This window comes from Actinomadura fulvescens (assembly GCF_039533225.1).
GTDB classification, from domain to species: domain Bacteria; phylum Actinomycetota; class Actinomycetes; order Streptosporangiales; family Streptosporangiaceae; genus Spirillospora; species Spirillospora fulvescens.
Window position 1 is genome coordinate 206,460 of record NZ_BAAATD010000003.1, and the last position, 19,871, is coordinate 226,330.

Below are 19,871 nucleotides of genomic sequence, written 5' to 3' on the forward strand. Positions count from 1 at the left end.
GGTGATGCAGTTGTTGACACCCTGTCCAACGATGTCGCGGCCCCACGATAACGGGTCAGGGCGATCCCGTCACGGGACTCTCATCGGAAGTGATCGTGCCGCAATCGGAGCCAGGAGTAAACCCCCACTTACTGGACATCGCTCACTGCACGAGAAGCTTCGCCAGCCTGGTGCGCCTTGCGGGAGCGCCCGTCTCACGGACGGCGCGGGCCAGCGCGGGGCCCGCGGCCTGCACGACCGACAGGTGCCGCCGCGCCAGGCCGAAGGCGGTGGCCACGAGCGGACGGGAGAGCCCGGCGTCCTCGGACATGACGGCCACCACGGCGGGCCGCCGCGTTCCGCGGCCCTGGGCCACCGTGACCGCCCAGCCGTGCCGCAGCCGCCCGGTCAGCGCCGCCGGGACGTCGCAGGCGCCGCCGGCGAAGGCGATCTGGAGGGCGCCGCCCGCGGCGCCCGTGACCGTCCCGGTCTCGCCCACGGCGGCCTGCGGAAGCGGCGCCGCCACGACGACGCGGTCACCGGGGTCGAAGCCCCCGTACGCGCCGGGGCCGGGATTGACGCGCGCCTTCAGCGCGGCGTTGAGCGCCGTGGTGCCCGCCTCGCCGCTCGCCGCGGGCGCCACGACCTGCACGTCGTCCAGGGCGATGCCGAAGGCGCGGGGGATCGAGTCGGTGACGAGCTGGACGGCCCGGTGCACCGCTTCCCCGGCGCCGGCGGCCGGGACGATCACGACCTCCTTGCCGGGCGCCTCGACGGGGACCAGCTCGCCCGCGCGCACGGCCGCGGTCAGCGTGCCGAGGGGATCGGCGGCCGGCGCCGGTTCGAGGTCGACGACCGGCACCGTCTCCGAGACCGCCAGATCGCCCAGCACGTGCCCCGGCCCGCCGGAGGGCAGCGCCCCCGGCTCGCCGCCCAGGACCAGGTGCGTCCCGTCGGCGCACGCCTCCACCAGCACGGCGCACAGCTCGACGTCCAGGCCCGCCGCGTCCGGGAGCACCACCAGATCGAGGTCGAACGGCCGCTGCTCGCCGCGTCCGAACACCACGGCACCGGGGGCCGCCGCGGCGTCCGGCACCGGCTCCAGCAGGCGGTGCAGCCCCACGACCGCGACGTCCCCGTCGCGCCGCAGGTCGGCGGCGGCGCGTTCGGTGGCGGTCACGACGGCCGCGCGCAGGCCGTGCGCCGCCGCGGCCCGCGCGAGGAGGAACGCGGTCCCGGCGAGATCGTCGGCCGTGCCGCGCAGCACGCAGACGCCCATGCGCAGCGAGGCGGTCAGGGCGAGGGAGCGGTCTTCGGGAAGGCCCGCACGGGCCTCCTTGAGGGCCACGTCGTCCAGGAGCGGGCTCGCGGTGGCGTTCAGCCGCTGGAAGCCCTCGGCCGCCGCCTCCTCGGGCAGCGCCCAGCGCGCCAGCCCGAGCGTCTCCTCGGGCTCGGGCGGCTCGGCCTCCTCGACCTCGAACGCGGCCTCGTCGAACGCGGGCTCCTCGGTGAGCGAGACGACCTCGGCCTCGTCCAGCGCGTCGTCGATCGCTCTGCGGGCGTCCGGCACGCGGAGGCCGCCGAGCGCCGACTCGACCTCGGCGGCGGGCGTCACGGTGTGGCCCTGGCGCGCGGCCTCGGTGAGCAGATGCTCGACCAGCGCGCGCCCGCGGCGCGGATCGTCCGGCGTGGCCGCGTCGCCGAGCACCTGGCGGGCGAAGTGGTCGGCCTGCTGCGGCCGGACGCCCGGCACGCGCAGCAGCCGCCAGGGATCGTCGCGCAGGCGCCCGGCGGCGCCCGCGCCGAGCCGGGCCGCGGCGCGGGCGGCGAACGCGGCGGGCACGCCGGTGGCGGCGAAGAGTTCGGTGAGATCGGAATCGGTCACGGGTTCCCCGCAGCGGAATCGGAGACGTCGTCCAAGGCGGACCTGATCGAGTGGGGGAGGGAGAGGCCCTCGCTCTCCAGGGCGACGGCGAGCTGCGCCGCCGTGCGCGCGCCGACGATCGGCGCGACCACGCCGGGGCGGTCGCGGACCCAGCTGAGCGCCACGCTCGGCGGCGAGACGCCGAGGCCCTCGGCGGCGGTCACCACCGACTCCACGATCCGGCCGCACTCCTCGTCGAGGTAGGGCTGCACGAACTCGGTGAAGTGCGGGGCGGCGGCGCGCGAGTCGGCCGGGATGCCGGTGCGGTACTTGCCGGTGAGCACCCCGCGGCCCAGCGGGGACCACGGCAGGATCCCGGTGCCCGCGTCGAGGGCGGCGGGCACGACCTCGCGTTCGATGTCGCGGCGCAGCAGCGAGTACTCCAGCTGCGCGGACACGATGGGGGTACGGCCGGGCCAGGCCTTCTGCCACGCCGCGGCCTTGGCCAGCTGCCAGCCGGTGTAGTTGGACACACCGACATAGCGCGCCCGGCCGGAGACGATCGCCTCGTCGAGCGCCGACAGCGTCTCCTCGATCGGCGTCGCCGGGTCGTACACGTGGAGCTGCCAGAGGTCCACGTACTCAAGGCCCAGGCGGTCCAGCGAGGCGTCCAGCGCGCCGAGCAGGTGCCTCCGGGAGGCGTCGTAGCGGCCGTTGGGGCGGATCGCCGCCTTGGTGCCGACCACCATCTCGTCGCGGTCCACCAGCTCGCGCAGGAGGTGGCCGAGGATCCGCTCGCTGTCGCCCTCGCTGTAGACGTCGGCGGTGTCGACGAAGGTGCCGCCGGCCTCCACGAACGCGGCCAGCTGCGCGGCGGCCTCGTCCGGCGCGGTGTCCTGGCCCCACGTCATGGTGCCCAGACCCAGCCGGGACACCAGCAGTCCGCTCCGGCCGAGGTGACGCTGTTCCATAGGGCGCCAATGTATCGGGGAACGGGAGCGGTCCACCTTCGGTGCGCATGCGCGCCGCCGGGGACCGCTACGCTTCCGTTCGGGAACGTGCGTCGGCGCCTTCGTGCCTGAGGGGAATCTCACCTAGTGAACGTCGTGGAAGCGACCGTGCTCGGAATCGTCCAGGGACTCACCGAGTTCCTGCCGATCTCCAGCTCGGGTCACCTGCTCTTCGTCCCCAAGTTCATGAAGTGGGACGATCCGGGCGCGCCGTTCACGGCGGTGATCCAGCTCGGCACGATGGCGGCCGTCATCATCTACTTCTGGCGTGACCTGGTCAACATCGCCACCACCTGGACCAAGAGCCTGTGGACGCCGGAGCTGCGCCGCCACCACGACGCCCGGATGGGCTGGTACATCGGCCTCGGCACGATTCCGATCAGCGTCTGCGGCCTGGCGTTCAGCGACTTCATCGAAGGCCCGTCCCGGAACCTGTGGATCAACTCCAGCACGCTGATCGGCATGGGCCTGCTGCTGATGGTGTCGGAGTGGGCGGGCGCCAGGAAGCGCGAGGTCGCCGACCTCAACCTGCGCGACGGCCTGATCATCGGCGCCTTCCAGTGCCTGTCGCTCATCCCGGGCTCGTCGCGGTCGGGCTCGACCATGACCGGCGCGCTGTTCCTCGGCTACACGCGGGAGGCGGCGGCGCGCTACTCGTTCCTGCTCTCGGTGCCCGCGGTGGTGCTGTCGGGCGCCTTCGAGATGCGGCACGCCTTCGAGGGCGGGCTGCAGCTGGTGCCGACGGTCGTGGCCACCGTGGTGTCGTTCGTGGTCGGGTACGCCTGCATCGCCTGGCTGCTGAAGTACCTCACCCGGCACTCGATGATGATCTTCGTCTACTACCGGGTGGCGCTCGGCGGCATCATCATGGGCCTGCTCGCGGCCGGAGCGATCAGCGCGACCTGACCTCCGCAAGACTCCCGATCCGCCCCGTCTCGGGCTAGAGTTCGCCACCATGGCGCCGCCGCAGTTCTCGATGTACTCGCCATCGCCCTTTCCCGGCGACGGCGGGCGGATCGTCGAGCCGGTGTTCGGGGCGGGCCGCGCGGACGATCCCGGGTTCGCCGCGTCGCTGCGGTCGGGCACGCTCCTCGGACGGCTGCGGACCATGATGCTGGTGCTGCTGGTCGCCCCCGTCCTGATCGCCGCCATCACCCCGTTGATCGTCAAGGACGGCCAGGGGCGCATGGGCGACGCGCCGTGGTGGTTCTACGTGCCGCTGGCCGCGGGCGCCCTGCTGGCGGTGCTGGCAGGCCCGCGCGCGCCACGTCCCATGGCCGCGGGCCAGCCTCCGGCGCAGGCGGTGCAGACGTCGCTCCTGCAGTTCCGTCAGGCGCTGCTGCTGCGGTTCGCCCTCGCGGAGGGCGTCATCCTGCTCGGCCTGCCCCTCGCCATGATCGGCCACAGCGAGCTGCTTTTCGCCGCCGGCTTCGTGCTCGGCTATCCGCTGCTGATCTGGCTGGCTCTGCCCACCGCCGGCACCGTGGACGGGATACGGCGCCGCCTGGAGTCGTCGGGCGCCGAATCCCACCTGTGGGCCGGGCTGCTGGCCAAGGCGCCCCGCGGCGAGGCTCCCGCGGCCTAGAGCCAGCCGTTCCTTTTGAGCTTGCGGTAGACGACCGTGCAGGCGGCCACCATCACGCAGATGACCAGCGGATACCCGATGATCCAGTTCAGCTCGGGCATGTGCTTGAAGTTCATGCCGTAGATCCCGGCCAGGGCGGTGGGGACGGCGATGATGGCCGCCCATGAGGAGATTTTCCTCATGTCCTCGTTCTGCTGCTTGCCGAGCAGGGCCAGGTGCGCGGTGAGCGCGCTGTTGAGCAGCTCGTTGTGGGCGTCCACGAGGCCGTCCACGCGCAGCAGGTGGTCGAGGACGTCGCGGAAGTACTCGCGGGTGGAGCCGCACTCGGCGACGCGTCCCTTGACGATGTCCTGGAGCACGGGGATGAGCGGGTCCTCGGCGCTGCGGAACTCCAGGACCTCGCGCTTGAGGGAGTAGATGTTCTCGGTGACGTCGGCCGCCCTGGGGTCGAACACCGCCCGTTCCAGCTCGATGATGTCCTGCTCGACCTCGTGCGCGACCACGCCGTAGTAGTCCACGACCTCGTCGCACACGGCGTGCAGCACGGCGGTGGGGCCGTGCTTGAGGAACTCGGGGTCCTCCTCCAGCCGCTCGCGGACCTTGCCGAGCGGGTTGCCCGGCCCGTGCCGGACCGTGACAACGAAATCCTTGCCGAGGAACAGCTGGATCTCGCCCAGCTCGATGTCAGAGGTCTTGTCGTGGTAGGCGAGGCTCTTCAGCACGATGAACAGCGTGTCGTCGTACCGTTCCAGCTTGGGGCGCTGGTGCGCGGAGACCGCGTCCTCGGCGGCCAGCGGGTGGAGCTTCAGCTCCTCACGGATGTGGTCGAACTCCTCCTCTGTCGGCTCGAACAGGCCGATCCACGCGAAGCAGTCGCCCCTCGCCCTGGCGAGATCGAAGGCGTCGCTGATGTCGCCGTCGATGTCCTGTCGCATCCCGGCGGTGTAGATCGCCTTGTCCACAATCACGCGTGGCATTGTTCCCGATATTCCAAAGAACGCGTAATGATCACCTCTGCGGGCCGCGTCTCGTAGAGTGCCTGCTGTGACGACGCTCTTGCTGATGCGCCACGGCCTCACGGCGCTGACGGGTCCCGTGCTGGCCGGCTGGACCCCGGACCTGCATCTGGACGAGCGTGGCCGCGCCCAGGTCCGGGACCTGGGCGCGCGGATCGCCGGGCTGCCGCTGCGGGCGGTGGTGTCCAGCCCGCTCGACCGGTGTCTGGAGACCGCCGAGGCGATCGCCGCCGGGCACGACGACCCGATCGAGAAGATCGAGGTGGACGAGCGGTTCGGCGAGGTGCGCTACGGCGACTGGACCGGACGGCCGCTGGAAGAGCTGGCGAAGGAACCGCTGTGGCGCGTCGTGCAGGCGCACCCGAGCGCCGCCCGTTTCCCCGGCGAGGACGGCGAGTCCCTGGCCGCCGCGCAGCATCGCGCCGTCGCCGGCGTCCGGGACTGGAACGAGCGCGTGGCCGCCGAGCACGGCCCTGACGCGATGTACGCGGTGTGCAGCCACGGCGACATCATCAAGGCGATCGTGGCCGACGCGCTCGGCCTGCACCTCGACCAGTTCCAGCGGATCCAGGCCGATCCGGCCTCGCTGACCGTGATCCGCTACACCGAACTGCGGCCGTTCGTGGTCCGCCTGAACGACACCGGCGGCGGCGTGGCCGATCTTGTTCCCAAGCCCGCCGCGGAGGGTGCCCGCCCTGGTGGCGGGGACGGTGACGCGCCCGTCGGCGGCGGCGCGTAGGGTCGTTGTCATGCCCGTCATCTCCTATGAACTACCCGACAGGTTCGTCGCCGGTGCCGTCGGGCAGCCTGGGGAGCGCGCCTTCTTCCTGCAGGCCCGTTCCGGGCCGCGGGTCACCAGCGTCGGCCTGGAGAAGTTCCAGGTGACCCTGCTCGCCGAACGTCTCGAAGAGCTGCTGGACGAGGTGCTGCGGCGCAGCGGCGGCAGCGCGGCGGTGCCCGCCGTCGCCCCGTCCGAGCTGCGCGACGACGAGCCCCTCGACCAGCCGGTGGAGGAGGAGTTCAAGGTCGGCACGATGGCGCTCGCCTGGGACCCCGAGGACGAGCGCGTCATCATCGAGGCGCAGGAGGTCACCGAGGAGACCGAGGACGCCGAGGTCGGCGAGGACGATCCGGCCATCGTCGTGCTGCGGGTCCGCATCACCGCCGCCCAGGCGCGCGCGTTCGCCGAGCGGGCGCTGAAGGTGGTGGCCGCGGGCCGCCCGCCCTGCCCGCTGTGCGGCCTGCCGCTGGACGCCGGCGGCCACATCTGCCCACGCCAAAACGGGCATCTCGGTTGAGACGGCCCCGTGCTGGATCATGACCCCGGTGCCCTGGAGAATGAACGCATGACGCAGTCCTCCCGGGATCGCACCCCCACCGGCGGCCGGCCCGTGTCGCCGCACGACGTCGAGGGCGCCGAGCGGCTGCTGCTGCAGGGCCGCCTCAGCGTGGAGGGCCGGCTCGTCCAGGCGTCCAACGCCACCCTCTACTGCTCCGTGGAATGGGAAGGGCTGCAGGCCGCCTGCGTCTACAAGCCGGTCGCGGGAGAGCGGCCGCTGTGGGACTTCCCCGACGGGACGCTGGCCGACCGCGAGGTCGCCGCCTACGCGGTCTCGGAGGCGATGGGCTGGCACCTGGTCCCGCCGACGGTGCACCGCGACGGCCCGTACGGGCCGGGGATGGTGCAGCTGTGGGTCGAGCCCGACCCCGACATCGACCTGGTCGGGCTGTCGCGGTCCAACGACGACCCGATCCGCCGGATGGCGGTGTTCGACGCGATCGTCAACAACGCCGACCGCAAGATCGGGCATCTGCTCCCGCCGGGCGACGGGCACGTGTACGGCTGCGACCACGGCGTCTGCTTCTCGGTGGAGTACAAGCTGCGCACCGTCCTGTGGCAGTGGCGCGGCAAGCCGCTCACCGACGAGGCCCTGGCGGCGCTGGGACGGGTCGAGTCGGCGCTCCGGCAGGGCCCGCTGGGCGCGCGGCTCGCCGAGCTCCTCACCGCGGCCGAGGTCGACGCCACGCGCCGCCGGGTGGAGCTGATGCTCAAGCACCGCATCCATCCCTACCCGCCGGAGGACTGGCCCGCCATCCCGTGGCCGCCGCTGTAGCGGTACCCGGTCTGCGGTGATTTTTTCCGTAATGCTCCAATGGTCGCCATGTGCACGGCGATCGTCAGCGTTGACCCCTCGTCTCCCGTTCCGGTGCTCCTGGTGGGCGTCCGGGACGAGTTCGTCACCCGGGCCTGGCGGCCGCCGGGAGCCCACTGGCCCGGCCGTCCGGGCCTGATCGGCGGCCTCGACCTGCGTGCCGGCGGCACCTGGTTCGCCGTCGACCCGGCCGCCCCGCGCGCAGCCTGTGTCCTCAACGGCCGCGGCAGGATGGCCCCGGAGCAGGCGCGGTCCTCCCGCGGCGAGCTCCCGTTGCTCGCCGCGGCGGGCGGCGGCCTGGACGGCCTCGACCTGCCGCGCTTCGACCCGTTCCATCTCATCCGCGCCGAACCCGGCGCGGTGCGGCTGTGGAGCTGGGACGGCGCGGAGCTCGCCGAGCGGCCGCTCGGGCCCGGCCTGCACCTGGTGGTGAACCGGGGCCTCGAAGGCGAGGGGCCCGAGACGGGCGACTCGGAGGACACGTTCATGTCCGAGCGCATCGCGCACTTCCGTCCCCGGCTGGAGGCCGCCGTCCGGCCCGAGCCCGGCGAGGGCGGCGTCGCGCGGGCGTGGGGCGGCTGGCTGCCGCTGGTGGACGGCGACGGCCTCCCGCGCGACGACAAGCGGGCGCTGCTGCCCCTCCGCGATCTCGGCGGCGGAGGGGTGTGGGGCACGACGTCGGTGAGCCTGGCCGCCCTCTCCCGCGACGGCCTCCGCTACGACTTCTCGGCGGCGCCCGGCGACCCGGGCGCCTGGGGCCGCGTGCACTGAAAGTCCCCGGACGGCAAGTCGGGGTCCCTCGCCCGCATTTCATCACCCTCAGTGCTAATTTGATTACCTGTTGCGACAGTCCGGTGCGGGTCCACGCGAGTGGGCGCGCCGGAGGGCGACGCAGGGCGAACGGTCATCACGCAGACGGGGGAGTGCAGATGGCGGGAAGACGGCGGGGCCTCGCGGCCGTCGCGGGGCTCGGTGCGGTCGTGCTCGGGCTTGCCGCGTGCGGCGGGGACGACGGCGGCAGCGGCGGTGGCGGCGGCACGCTCAACGTCGTCGGCTCGGCGGACGTGGACCACCTCGACACCGCCAGCGGCTACTCGACGATCAGCGGGCAGCTGAGCCGCCAGTACGCCCGGACGCTCTTCAACATCAAGGGCGCCGACAACTTCGACGACGCCGTCAAGGTCCAGCCCGATGTCGCCCGGGAGCTGCCGACCACCGACAACGGCGGGATCAGCGCCGACGGCAGGACCTACACCATCAAGCTCCGCACCGGCGTCCTGTGGAACACCCCCACCCCCCGCGAGGTGACCGCCGCCGACTTCATCCGGGGGCTCAAGCGCCTGTGCAACCCGGCGTCGCCGTCCGGGGCCATCGGCTACTACACCGGCACGATCGTCGGCATGCGGGAGTTCTGCACGGGCTTCGGGAAGGTCAACGCCCGCGACGCCGCCGCGATCGCCCGGTACCAGAACGGCAACCAGGTCGCCGGGCTGCAGGCCAAGGACGACAAGACGCTCGTGGTCAAGCTGAGGAGCAGGGCCAGCGACCTCACCAACATCCTCGGCATCCCGTTCTCCGCGGCCGCGCCCGCCGAGTACGACAAGTACATCCCCGACAGCGCCGACTTCCGCAAGCACACCATCTCCAACGGCCCCTACCAGATCACCGCGTACACGCCCAACAAGAGCTACACGCTGGACAAGAACAAGAACTGGAAGAGCGAGTCCGACCCGCTGCGCGCCCAGAACCCCGACCGGATCCAGGTCACCATGGGCCAGGACTCGCCCGACGTGGTCCAGCAGCAGATGGAGCAGGGCACCGCCGACCTGTCCTGGGACCAGCCGGTGCCGACCAGCCGGATCCAGAGCCTGAAGTCCAACGACGACTTCAAGATCATGGACGGCTCCACCAGCAATCCCTACCTGGTCTTCAACACGCTGAGCCCCAACAACGGCAAGGCGCTGGCCAACCCGGCCGTGCGCCAGGCGATCCAGTACGCCATCAACAAGACCGCGCTCGTCCAGATCTACGGCGGACCCGACGTGAGCGGCGTACTCAACCAGGTCATCCCGCCGGGCAGCGTCGGCCACGAGAAGTTCAACCTCTATCCGACCGCGGGCGACAACGGCGACCCGGCCAAGTGCAGGCAGGCGCTCGCCACGGCCGGGTACCCGCGCGGGCTCACGTTCAAGTACCCCTACCGCACCAACAGCAACCACCAGAAGATCGCGCAGTCGGTGCAGGCCAACCTCAAGGCGTGCGGCATCACCGCCAACCTCACGCCCGACAGCAACGGCAACTTCTACGGCAAGACGCTGGTCACCCCCGCCGACGCCCGGGAAGGCAAGTGGGACATCGCGGCGCCGGGCTGGGTGCCGGACTGGTACGGCAACAACGGCCGCACCAACATCGTGCCGCTCTTCGACGGCCGCACCTACGGGCCCAACTCCACCAACTACGGCGGCTACAACAACGACGCGGTCAACGCCCTGATCGACAAGGCGCTGGAGGCGCCGAGCGAGGACGAGGCCGCCAAGTCGTGGGCCGAGGTCGACAAGCTGATCATGAAGGACGCCGCCGTGGTGCCGTTCATGAACCAGAAGTATCCGATCTTCCACTCGTCGCGGGTCTCGAACGCGCTCTACCTGCCGCAGTTCCAGGCCTACGACTTCGGCCAGATCAAACTCTCCTAGCCGGGCCGCGGCAGGGCGCGCGCCCCTGCCGCCGCACGTGCGCCGTCGCCGTCGCCGTCGAAAGGGCGTTCATGAGTCTCCTCGAGGTGACCGACCTCAAGGTCTCCTTCCACACCGCCGACGGGGTGGTGCGCGCGGTCCGCGGCATGTCGTTCAGCGTGGACCGCGGCCGGACGCTCGGCATCGTCGGGGAGTCCGGCTCCGGCAAGAGCGTCAGCACGCAGACCCTGATGGGGCTGACCCCCGGTGCCAGGGTCGAGGGACGGGCGATGTTCGACGGCCGCGACCTGCTGACGCTCGGCGCCAGGGAACTGCGCGAGATCCGCGGCGCGCAGATCGCCATGATCTTCCAGGACCCGCTGTCCAGCCTGCACCCGCTGTACAAGGTGGGCCGGCAGATCGAAGAGATGGTCAAGGTGCACGAGCCGGCCACGTCCCGGGCCGCGGCGCGCAAGCGGGCGGTCGAGATGCTCGGCCTGGTCGGCATCCCGCAGCCGGACCGCAGGGTCGACGAGTACCCGCACCAGTTCTCCGGCGGCATGCGGCAGCGCGCGATGATCGCGATGGCGCTCGCCCTCAACCCCAAGCTCATCATCGCCGACGAGCCGACGACGGCGCTGGACGCCACCGTGCAGGCGCAGATCCTGGACCTGCTGCGGCGGCTGCAGCGCGAGTTCGACACGGCCCTCATCATGATCACCCACGATCTGGGGGTGATCGCGGACATGGCCGACGACGTGCTGGTGATGTACGGCGGCAAGCCCGCCGAGTTCGCCGGCAGGCGCGGCCTCTACTACGCGCAGCACCACCCCTACACCAAGGGCCTGCTGGAGTCGGTGCCGAACGCGACCGGGGCCAAGACCCGGCTCAGGCCGATCCCGGGCCAGCCGCCGAGCCTGATCAACCTGCCGTCCGGCTGTGTCTTCCACCCGCGCTGCGAGTACGTGATGGACCGGTGCCTCACCGAGGTGCCGCCGCTCATGCCCGTCGCGGCGGCGGACGAGGACGGCGGGAAAGGCGAAGCCGCCGGGAAAGGCGAGGACGTCGGGAAGGTCGAGGACGTCGGGCCCGGACAGGACACCGGAACGGGATCGGTGCACGTCTCCGCGTGCTGGCTGCCACGGGAGGCGGTCGGCCTCGGCGCCGACGCCGAACGCCTCCGGCGCGACGCGGCGGGCCTCACGGGCGACGACGCGGACGGGGGAAGCCGTTGACCGCGCAGGGCGAGGTCCTCGTCCGGGTGGAGGACGTCCACAAGCACTTCCCGATCAAGCAGGGGATCATCTTCAAGAAGGAGGTCGCCAGGGTCCACGCGGTGGACGGCGTCAGCCTGGAGATCCGGCGCGGGGAGACGCTGGGGATCGTGGGGGAGAGCGGCTGCGGCAAGTCGACGCTGGCGCGGTGCGTCACCGGCCTGCATCCGGTGACCAGGGGCCGGATCGAGTTCGAGGGCACCGACATCACCACGCTGTCCAAGGACGGGCTGAAGCGCTTCCGCCGCGACGTTCAAATGATCTTCCAGGATCCGTACGGGTCGCTGAATCCGCGCCGCCGGGTGGGCTCGATCATCGGTGATCCGTTCGCGATCCACGGCATCGCCGACGGAGCCGAGCGCAAGAAGCGCGTCCAGGAGCTCATGGAGCTCGTCGGGCTCAACCCCGAGCACTACAACCGGTTCCCGGCCGAGTTCTCCGGCGGCCAGCGCCAGCGCATCGGCGTCGCCCGCGCGCTCGCCCTCAAGCCCAAGCTCGTCGTGTGCGACGAGCCGGTGTCCGCGCTCGACGTGTCCATCCAGGCCCAGGTCATCAACCTGCTCGACGACCTTCAGGACGAGCTCGGCCTCACCTACGTGTTCATCGCCCACGACCTCTCGGTCGTCCGGTACGTGAGCGACCGGGTCGCGGTGATGTACCTGGGCAAGGTCGGCGAGGCCGCCGCCGTCGAGGACCTCTACGGCACGCCGCGCCACCCCTACACGGCGGCGCTGCTGTCGGCCGCGTCGGTGCCCGACCCCGACGAGGCCGAACGGGCCGAACGCATCGTCCTGACCGGTGACGTGCCGTCGCCCATCGACCCGCCGCCTGGATGCCGGTTCCATCCCCGCTGCCCGAAGGCCCGCGAGCGCTGCGTCGCCGAGGAGCCGCTGCTGACCGTCAAGGGCGCCGACGCGCCGGACCATGTCGCCGCCTGCCACTTCCCGGTCGAGCCGGGCGAGCGGCTGGCCCGCGAGCACGCCGCGATCGAGCAGGAGTCCACCGAGCCCGAGCTGCCGGAGGTGTCGTCGTGAGCTACTCCGAACTCCAGGCCGAGGTGCCGCCCGCCGCCGCCGAGCCGGCCCGCGTGCAGGGACGCGGCCCGTTCCAGCTGGCCTGGGCACGCTTCCGCCGGGACAAGATCGCTCTGGTGTCGCTCGTGGTGCTGCTGCTGATCGTGCTCTTCGCGCTCATGGCGCCGCTGTGGGCGACCTGGACGGGGCACCCCTACGACGCGACGTTCCCGCAGACCGGGCTCGACATCAACGGCACGCCTACCGGCCCGGGCGCCGAATTCTGGCTGGGCGCCGACCAGCTCGGCCGTGACGTGCTCGTGCGGTCGGCGTACGGCGCCCGGATCTCGCTCATCGTCGGCATCGCCGCGTCGCTGCTGGCGTCGTTGTTCGGCGTGACCGCCGGGGTGCTCGCCGGCTACGTCGGCGGGGTCCTCGACACGCTCCTCGCCCGGGCGATGGACATCACGCTCGCCCTGCCCTACCTGCTGGTCGCCATCGTCCTCGCGGTCACCTTCCAGCTGACGTCGGTGGCGGCGAGCCTGACGATGACCATCTTCGTCATCGCCTTCTTCTCGTTCGCCGCGACCGGCCGGATCATCCGCGGCCAGGTGATGTCGCTGAAGCAGAAGGAGTTCATCGAGGCCGCCCGCTCGCTCGGCGCCGGACGCTGGCGGATCATGTTCGTCGACGTGCTGCCCAACCTCGTCGCGCAGGTCACCGTGCTGGCGTCGCTGCTGGTGCCGACGTCGATCGTGTTCGAGGCGACGCTGTCGTTCCTCGGCGTCGGCGTGCGGCTGCCCATGCCGAGCTGGGGCAGCATGCTCGGCGAGGGCTCCGACGTGTTCCAGACCGCCTGGTGGCTGCTGGCGGTGCCCGGCGTCCTGCTGCTGCTGACGACGCTGGCGTTCAACCTGGTGGGCGACGCGATCCGGGACGCCCTGGATCCGCGCGCCGACCGCGCCAGCGGGGGGAAGTGAGCCGCGATGTCACGTTTCGTCATCCGCCGCCTGCTCTACGCGGTCCTCGTGATCTGGCTGGTCGCCACGCTGGTCTTCGCGTTGCTGCAGCTGTCGCCGGTCGCGGTCGAACGGACCATCGGCGGGCCGCGGGCCAGCACCGAGACGCTCGCGCTGATCCGCCGCAACCTCGGCCTCGACCAGCCGGTGCTCGTGCAGTACTGGGAGTTCCTCAAGCGGCTGCTCCAGGGCGACCTCGGCTACTCCTACATCAACAACACGGCGGTGACCGAGCTGATCGCCGACCGGCTGCCGACCACGCTCTACCTCGTTCTCGGCGCGGGGGTCCTCTGGTTCGTGGGCGGCGTCGCGATCGGCGTGTTCAGCGCCACGCACGCGCGCGGCGTCCGCGACCGGCTGGTCACGGTCTTCGTGCTCATCGGCCTGTCCACGCCGCCCTTCGTGATGGCGCTGTTCCTGCTCTACCTGTTCTCCACCAAGCTGGGCGAGCTGGGGTTCAGGTTCTTCGAGGCCGGCCCGCCGCTGCAGGACCACTTCTTCCAGCGGATGATCCTGCCCTGGCTGGGCCTGGCGTTCCTGATGGTGGCCGCCTACGCCCGGCTCACCCGCGGCTCGATGATGGACGTGATGGGGGAGGACTACATCCGCACGGCGCGCGCCAAGGGCCTGTCCGAACGCCGGGTCACCTACCGGCACGGGCTGCGGGCCGCGCTGACCCCGGTCGTCACGCAGTACGGCATCGATCTCGGCGCGCTGATCGGCTCCACGATCGTCACCGAGAAGGTGTTCGGGCTCCAGGGCGTCGGCCAGCTGGTCTACCAGTCGATCGCGGTCGGCGACACACCGGTGATCATCGGGGTGACGATGATGGTGACGCTGTTCGTGATCGTCGCCAACCTGCTCGTGGACGTCGGCTACTCGTTCCTCGATCCCCGGGTGCGCCTCGCATAGGACATCTCGGCTCTTTTTCACCTGTAGGACGCAGATAAGCTTTCCGTATGCGATCGTGGCCTGCACCCGAAGTGCCCAGCCTTTCCGCCATCGGACTGCCGGCTCCGGCGCTCCGGCTGCACCTGCACGACACCGGGACGGGGTCGGCCGAGCCCACCCGGCCGGGTGACACGGCGCGGATGTACGTCTGCGGGATCACGCCCTACGACGCCACCCATCTCGGGCACGCCAACACCTATCTCGCGTTCGACCTGGTGAACCGCGTCTGGCGAGACCTGGGTCACACGGTGCACTACGTGCAGAACGCCACCGACGTGGACGATCCGCTGCTGGAGCGGGCCCAGCAGACCGGCCAGGACTGGCGCGAGCTGGCCGACCGGGAGATCGAGCTGTTCCGCGAGGACATGACCGCGCTGCGGGTGCTGCCGCCGGACCAGTACGTGGGCGCCGTCGAGGCGATCCCGCTGATCGTGGAGATGATCGAGAAGCTGCGGGCCAAGGACGCCGCGTACGAGGTGGACGGCGACATCTACTTCCCCGTGGCCGCCGATCCGGACTTCGGCCAGGTGAGCGGGCTCGACCGCGCCGCGATGCTGCCGCTGTTCGCCGAGCGCGGCGGCGACCCCGGCCGGCCGGGCAAGAAGGACCCGCTGGACGCGCTGCTGTGGTTGTCGCAGCGCCCCGGCGAGCCCGGGTGGGACTCGCCGTTCGGCAAGGGCCGCCCCGGCTGGCACGTCGAGTGCTCGGCGATCTCCGTCGACGAGCTGGGCATGGCGTTCGACGTCGAGGGCGGCGGCTCCGACCTCGCGTTCCCCCACCACGAGATGGGCGCCTCCCACGCCCAGGTCGCCACCGGCGAGCGGCCGCACGCGAAGGCCTACGTGCACGCGGGCATGGTGGCCCTGGACGGCGAGAAGATGTCCAAGTCCAAGGGCAACCTCGTCTTCGTCTCCAAGCTGCGGCGGGCCGGGACGGACCCCATGGCCATCCGGCTCGGCCTGCTCGCCCACCACTACCGGTCGGACTGGGAGTGGACCGCCGACCAGCTCGACGCCGCCCAGGCCCGCCTGGACCGGTGGCGGGCGGCCGTGCGGCGCCCCGCAGGCCCCGCCGCCGCCGGGACGGCCGACGCGGTCCGCCGCCATCTGGCGGCCGACCTCGACGCGCCCGCCGCGCTGGTCGCGGTGGACAGCTGGGCCGAACGTGCCGCCGCGGGCGAGGGCGCGGACGAGAACGCGCCCGGGCAGGTCCGCGCCCTCGTGGACGCCCTGCTCGGCGTCTCCCTCTGATCAGGAAGTGGTGGCCGTACGCTGCGCCGCGTACCTGCGGGCCCGGCGGGCGCTGCGCCGCCGCGACGTCCACAGCATGAGCGGGACGCCCGCCCGGCGCAGCCGCCCCGGCACCAGGCGGTAGCAGAACGCGCCCGTCCGCAGCAGGAACCACAGGACGCGGTCCTTGCGGCCGCTCCAGGGCAGGCCGTACTGCGCCCGGAACCGTTCGGGCAGCAGGCCGGTGGTGACGAACCGGTTGAACCACAGCGCGGGCCAGAGCCAGCGCAGCTTGCGCGACCACAGGACCGCCCGCATGACCTCCCGGCCGGTGTCGGAGACGTCGAGCGAGGCGATCATCTCGTCCATGTAGCGGCGGAACGCGCCGAGGTCGGCGGGCTGCGCGCCGGGCGGGCAGCCGAGCACGTCGGCGACGTAGCGCGCCTGGTCGATGTAGGCCGCGGCGAGGTCGCCGCTGGGCGAGCGCAGGATGTCCTCGTACACGAACAGGGCCGCGTCGATCAGCGTGGCGTTGACCCACACCTGCAGGTCGGGGTCGTTGCCGGAGTAGCCGGGGCCGGTGATGCGCTCGTGCATCCGGCGGATCGACCGGCCCATGCGCTCGGCCTCCTCCTCGGTGCCGAACGCGACGATGGTCAGGAAGTCCAGGGTGCCGAAGAGCCGGTCGAGCGGCCGGTGGCGCAGGTCGCTGTGGTCCGCCACCCCCTGGGCGACCTTGGGATGGGCGACCTGCAGGAGCAGTGCCCGTCCCGCCGCGAGCATGACGGCGGGTTCGGCGGCCAGGAGCCGCAGGACTGAGCGGTCGCGGGTGGTTTCGGAAGAGGCCAACGGGATTCCCTCCAGCGGGCTCATTTGATGACGTAGCACTCCCAGTCACCCGGAGTGCCCGCGTCCCCCGTCAGCTTGGCCTCGGCGTAGGGGCTCCACTGCGACCGGCAGACCTGCGTCATGGTGATCACCGTGTCGACGCCGAGCCCGGTGTCGTGGACGCAGTACCACTGGCCGCTCCGGAAGGTGGCGGACTTGTCCGCGTCTCCCGCCTTGCAGTACCGGTCCGGATCAGGGGACCCGAGGCGCACGAGCTTCGGAGTCGGCGAGGTGGAGGGCCTGCCCGACGGCCTGGGCCTCGTGGTGGGCTTGCGGCTCGGCTGCTGCGGCCCGTCCGACGGTTTCGTGGAGACCCGCCCCCGGGACTCGTTCCCGGCCTTCCCCTTCGCCCGCGTTCTGACCCTCACCTCCGCCGAGGCGGTCGGCGAGACCGCGACTCCGCTCTGCGCCACCGCCGGAGTCTGGTCGTCCCCGTCCTGCTCCGGCGAGGCCGCGAACATGAACGCGCCGCCGCCGACCAGCGCGGCCGCCCCCACCGTCACCGCCGCGCCGACGAGCCGCTTGCGGCTCGCGCGCGGGGCAGTGGGAGAGGTGCGCTGCGGATCGGCCGTGCGCTCCGGGTCGTCCATTCCGGGCGGCGGCCCGGCGGCCGGCAGCGGCCTGCCGTCGGCCCGGGTCGCCAGGGCGTCGTCGGGCTGGAACGCCTCGTCGTGCCCGACCATGCGCAGCATCAGCTGCGCAGCCGTGGGCCTGGCCGCCGGGTCCTTGGACATCGCCGCCGCCACCAGCCCGCGCAGGTGCCCGTCGAGCGCGCCGAGGTCGGGCTCGTGGTGCAGCACCCGGTAGATCACCGCCGGGATCGTGTCGGCGCCGAACGGGGGACGGCCGGTCGCCGCGAACGTCATCGTCGCGCCCCACGCGAACACGTCCGCCGCCGCGCCCACCTCGCCACCGGTGATCTGCTCCGGCGCCATGTACGCGGGCGTGCCGACGGCCTTGCTGCTCACCACGCTGGCCGCGTCCAGCATCCGGGACAGGCCGAAATCGATCACCCGCGGCCCGTCCGGGCCGAGCAGCACGTTGTGGGGCTTGAGGTCCCGGTGCACGATGCCCGCCCGGTGGATGGCGGCCAGGGCGCTGGCGGTGCTGACCGCCAGCCGGTCCAGCGCCCCGCCTTCGAGCGGCCCGGACCGCTCCACCTGCGTGCTGAGCGCCGGGCCGGCCACGTACTCGCTGACCAGGTACGGGCTGTCGCCGACGGTGTCGGCGTCGAGGATCTGGGCGGTGCAGAAGCGGGCCACCTGCTTGGCGACCTCGGCCTCCCGGATGAACCGCGTCCGCGCGCTGCCGTCCTCGTCGAACTGCACGCGCAGCAGCTTGACCGCGACCTGCCGCCCGTCCGGGCCGGTGCCGAGGAAGACCGTGCCCTGCCCGCCCGACCCCAGCCGTGCGACGAGCTCGTACGACCCCAGCACCCTGGGGTCGTGCGGCAGCAGCGGCTGAACCTGCGGCACTGCGCTCCCTCTCCGACCGGCACCCAATTGGACCTGTCGAATAATGCCACCTGAAGCGCCCACATGGCGATCAATCGCGTTATAGGAGACCGGCGAGCCGAGAGAGAACCGCACCAGCGTGCTTTCGCGGCTTGGCGCGAAAGCTAACCCGCGTCCCTGCGGCGGAGGTAGCGCTCGAACTCGCGGGCGATGGCGTCGCCGCTGGCCTCGGGCAGTTCGGCGGCGTCCTTCTGCTCCTCCAGCGTGCGCACGTACTCGGCGACCTCGGAGTCCTCCTCGGCCAGCTCGTTGACGCCGTTCTCCCAGGCGCGGGCCTCTTCGGGCAGCTCGCCGAGGGGGATCGTGACGTCCAGGAGGTCCTCGACGCGGCGGAGCAGCGCGAGCGTGGCCTTGGGGGAGGGCGGCTGCGCGACGTAGTGCGGCACCGCCGCCCAGAGCGACACGGTGCTCAGGTCGGCCTTGGCGCTGGCGTCCTGGAGCACGCCGAGGATGCCGGTCGGGCCCTCGTAGCGGGCGGGCTCCAGGTGCAGGGTGGTGACCAGGCCCGCCTCGGAGGCGGCGCCGGTGACGGGGACGGGGCGGGTGTGCGGGGCGTCGGCGAGCAGCGCGCCCAGCAGCACGACCTTCTCGACGCCGAGCTGGATCGTGAGCCCGACCAGCTCGCGGCAGAACGAGCGCCAGCGCATGTTGGGCTCGATGCCGTGCACGAGGACCACGTCGCGGCCGGTCGGCAGGCGCGCCCAGGAGATCCGCGTCGTCGGCCAGGTGATGCCGCGGCTCTCGCCGTCGACCATCTCGACGATCGGCCGGGTCACCTGGAAGTCGTAGTAGTCGTCCGGATCGAGCTCCGCGATGGGAACCGCGTCCCAGATCGTCTCCAGATGCTGGATGACCCCGCTGGCCGCCTCGCCGGCGTCGTTCCACCCTTCAAAGGCGGCCACGAGCACCGGGTCGACGAGTTCCGGCACGCTTTCGAGCTCGACCACGCGCTGCCTCCTTCCGACGTCGGGTACAGCGTCACCGAGGGGGGCGGCATTCCCGGGGGGTTCCGGGGCCCGCTCATGATCGGTGGCTGTCAGCCTACGTCCTGTGGGGGACCTACCCCACCGCCCCGCCGCCCAGACCTCCGGGGTCTCCGGGGGCCGGGCGGAACCGATTACAGTTCGGTCACTTGCCGTCCGTGGTGTGGACGATGAGGATGTCGCAGGGCGAACGGTGCGAAAGGTTCGCCGGAACCGAGCCCAGGATGCGCCCGGCGAGGCTGTTGAGGCCGCGGTTGCCGACCACCACCAGATCCGCCGCGCGCTCCCTGGCGACCTTGGCGATGACGTCGACGGGGTCGCCCTCGACGGCGAGCTCCTCGATGTCCTTGGCGCCCGCCGCGACCGCCCGCTCCCGGGCGGCGCGCAGCGCGTCCTCCGCCGGGGTGGAGCCCTGCACCTTGTAGGCGAGGTCGCCCAGCCGGTCGGAGGCGCTGAGCCGCTCCCGCGTGGGCATCGGGTGGAAGGCGGAGGCGAGCAGCAGCGTGGCGCCGGTGGCGGCCGCGAGCTGGGCGGCCCTGTCGACCGCGCGGAACGAGGTGTCAGAGCCGTCGGTGCCGACGAGAATGGTGCGGTACGCGCTCATGCCGCTCCTTACCGGGGAGTAGTTTCAGGGTGGCACGCTATCGGTCTGATGACCCCCGCGTCACGGGTCAATCTCGTACCGTGCGTGACCTGTGTCGCAGGGGTCCCAGTATGTGGA

Annotated in this window: 19 protein-coding genes; 12 read left to right on the forward strand and 7 right to left on the reverse strand. The window is 71.9% G+C overall.

From position 1 onward, the window contains the following. Positions 1-142: 142 nt before the first annotated feature. Positions 143-1,864 carry a helix-hairpin-helix domain-containing protein gene (locus ABD333_RS12910; RefSeq protein ID WP_344540757.1) on the reverse strand — a complete coding sequence of 574 codons (1,722 nt, stop codon included), beginning with the start codon at positions 1,862-1,864 and terminating at the stop codon, positions 143-145. After that, positions 1,861-2,814 (reverse strand): aldo/keto reductase, encoded by a 954-nt coding sequence (locus ABD333_RS12915; protein WP_344540758.1) that lies wholly within the window; start codon positions 2,812-2,814, stop codon positions 1,861-1,863. Before ABD333_RS12915 ends, ABD333_RS12910 begins: the two co-directional genes overlap by 4 nt. 126 nt (positions 2,815-2,940) lie before the next feature. Between ABD333_RS12915 and ABD333_RS12920 the strand changes: the two genes are divergently transcribed. Next, positions 2,941-3,759 (forward strand): undecaprenyl-diphosphate phosphatase, encoded by an 819-nt coding sequence (locus ABD333_RS12920; RefSeq protein ID WP_344540759.1) that lies wholly within the window; start codon positions 2,941-2,943, stop codon positions 3,757-3,759. A gap of 49 nt (positions 3,760-3,808) precedes the next feature. Continuing rightward, positions 3,809-4,438, forward strand: coding sequence for a hypothetical protein (locus tag ABD333_RS12925; protein WP_344540760.1), 630 nt, complete (start codon positions 3,809-3,811; stop codon positions 4,436-4,438). On the opposite strand, the gene corA is transcribed toward ABD333_RS12925, so the two are convergent. Further along, positions 4,435-5,406 (reverse strand): magnesium/cobalt transporter CorA, encoded by a 972-nt coding sequence (gene corA, locus ABD333_RS12930; protein WP_344540761.1) that lies wholly within the window; start codon positions 5,404-5,406, stop codon positions 4,435-4,437. The genes ABD333_RS12925 and corA overlap by 4 nt on opposite strands. A gap of 76 nt (positions 5,407-5,482) precedes the next feature. On the opposite strand from corA, the gene ABD333_RS12935 reads away from it, so the two are divergent. From ABD333_RS12935 to mshC, 10 genes are all read left to right on the forward strand, one after another. Further along, the gene (locus ABD333_RS12935; RefSeq protein ID WP_344540762.1) at positions 5,483-6,193 is read left to right on the forward strand and encodes a histidine phosphatase family protein; all 711 of its coding nucleotides are present in this window, start codon (positions 5,483-5,485) and stop codon (positions 6,191-6,193) included. Between the two features lie 10 nt (positions 6,194-6,203). Then, the gene (locus ABD333_RS12940) at positions 6,204-6,752 is read left to right on the forward strand and encodes a DUF3090 domain-containing protein (protein ID WP_344540763.1); all 549 of its coding nucleotides are present in this window, start codon (positions 6,204-6,206) and stop codon (positions 6,750-6,752) included. Between the two features lie 48 nt (positions 6,753-6,800). Continuing rightward, positions 6,801-7,568, forward strand: coding sequence for an SCO1664 family protein (locus ABD333_RS12945; RefSeq protein WP_344540764.1), 768 nt, complete (start codon positions 6,801-6,803; stop codon positions 7,566-7,568). A gap of 48 nt (positions 7,569-7,616) precedes the next feature. Then, positions 7,617-8,378 (forward strand): NRDE family protein, encoded by a 762-nt coding sequence (locus ABD333_RS12950; RefSeq protein WP_344540765.1) that lies wholly within the window; start codon positions 7,617-7,619, stop codon positions 8,376-8,378. A gap of 158 nt (positions 8,379-8,536) precedes the next feature. Further along, positions 8,537-10,300, forward strand: a complete 1,764-nt coding sequence (locus ABD333_RS12955) for an ABC transporter substrate-binding protein (protein WP_344540766.1) — start codon at positions 8,537-8,539, stop codon at positions 10,298-10,300. Positions 10,301-10,371: 71 nt separating this feature from the next. Continuing rightward, a complete protein-coding gene (locus tag ABD333_RS12960) occupies positions 10,372-11,514 on the forward strand; it encodes an ABC transporter ATP-binding protein (protein ID WP_344540768.1) in 1,143 nt (380 codons plus the stop codon). Continuing rightward, a complete protein-coding gene (locus ABD333_RS12965) occupies positions 11,511-12,587 on the forward strand; it encodes an ABC transporter ATP-binding protein (protein ID WP_344540770.1) in 1,077 nt (358 codons plus the stop codon). The genes ABD333_RS12960 and ABD333_RS12965 overlap by 4 nt, the downstream gene beginning before the upstream one ends. Then, on the forward strand, positions 12,584-13,546 hold the full coding sequence (locus ABD333_RS12970; protein ID WP_344540772.1) for an ABC transporter permease: 963 nt from the start codon (positions 12,584-12,586) through the stop codon (positions 13,544-13,546). Before ABD333_RS12965 ends, ABD333_RS12970 begins: the two co-directional genes overlap by 4 nt. Positions 13,547-13,552: 6 nt before the next feature. Continuing rightward, a complete protein-coding gene (locus ABD333_RS12975) occupies positions 13,553-14,497 on the forward strand; it encodes an ABC transporter permease (RefSeq protein ID WP_344540773.1) in 945 nt (314 codons plus the stop codon). Positions 14,498-14,544: 47 nt separating this feature from the next. Then, a complete protein-coding gene (mshC, locus tag ABD333_RS12980) occupies positions 14,545-15,786 on the forward strand; it encodes a cysteine--1-D-myo-inosityl 2-amino-2-deoxy-alpha-D-glucopyranoside ligase (RefSeq protein WP_344540775.1) in 1,242 nt (413 codons plus the stop codon). Here mshC and ABD333_RS12985 read toward each other — a convergent pair whose 3' ends face one another. The 4 genes from ABD333_RS12985 to ABD333_RS13000 form a co-directional block, all read right to left on the reverse strand. Further along, positions 15,787-16,614, reverse strand: a complete 828-nt coding sequence (locus ABD333_RS12985; RefSeq protein ID WP_344540777.1) for an oxygenase MpaB family protein — start codon at positions 16,612-16,614, stop codon at positions 15,787-15,789. It abuts the gene before it with no gap. A gap of 20 nt (positions 16,615-16,634) precedes the next feature. Further along, entirely contained in the window at positions 16,635-18,128 is a 1,494-nt protein-coding gene (locus tag ABD333_RS12990) for a serine/threonine-protein kinase (protein ID WP_344540778.1), read from the reverse strand. A gap of 143 nt (positions 18,129-18,271) precedes the next feature. Further along, entirely contained in the window at positions 18,272-19,114 is an 843-nt protein-coding gene (locus tag ABD333_RS12995; protein WP_344540780.1) for a PAC2 family protein, read from the reverse strand. Between the two features lie 181 nt (positions 19,115-19,295). Continuing rightward, positions 19,296-19,754, reverse strand: a complete 459-nt coding sequence (locus tag ABD333_RS13000) for a universal stress protein (RefSeq protein WP_344540782.1) — start codon at positions 19,752-19,754, stop codon at positions 19,296-19,298. Between the last annotated feature and the right edge of the window lie 117 nt (positions 19,755-19,871).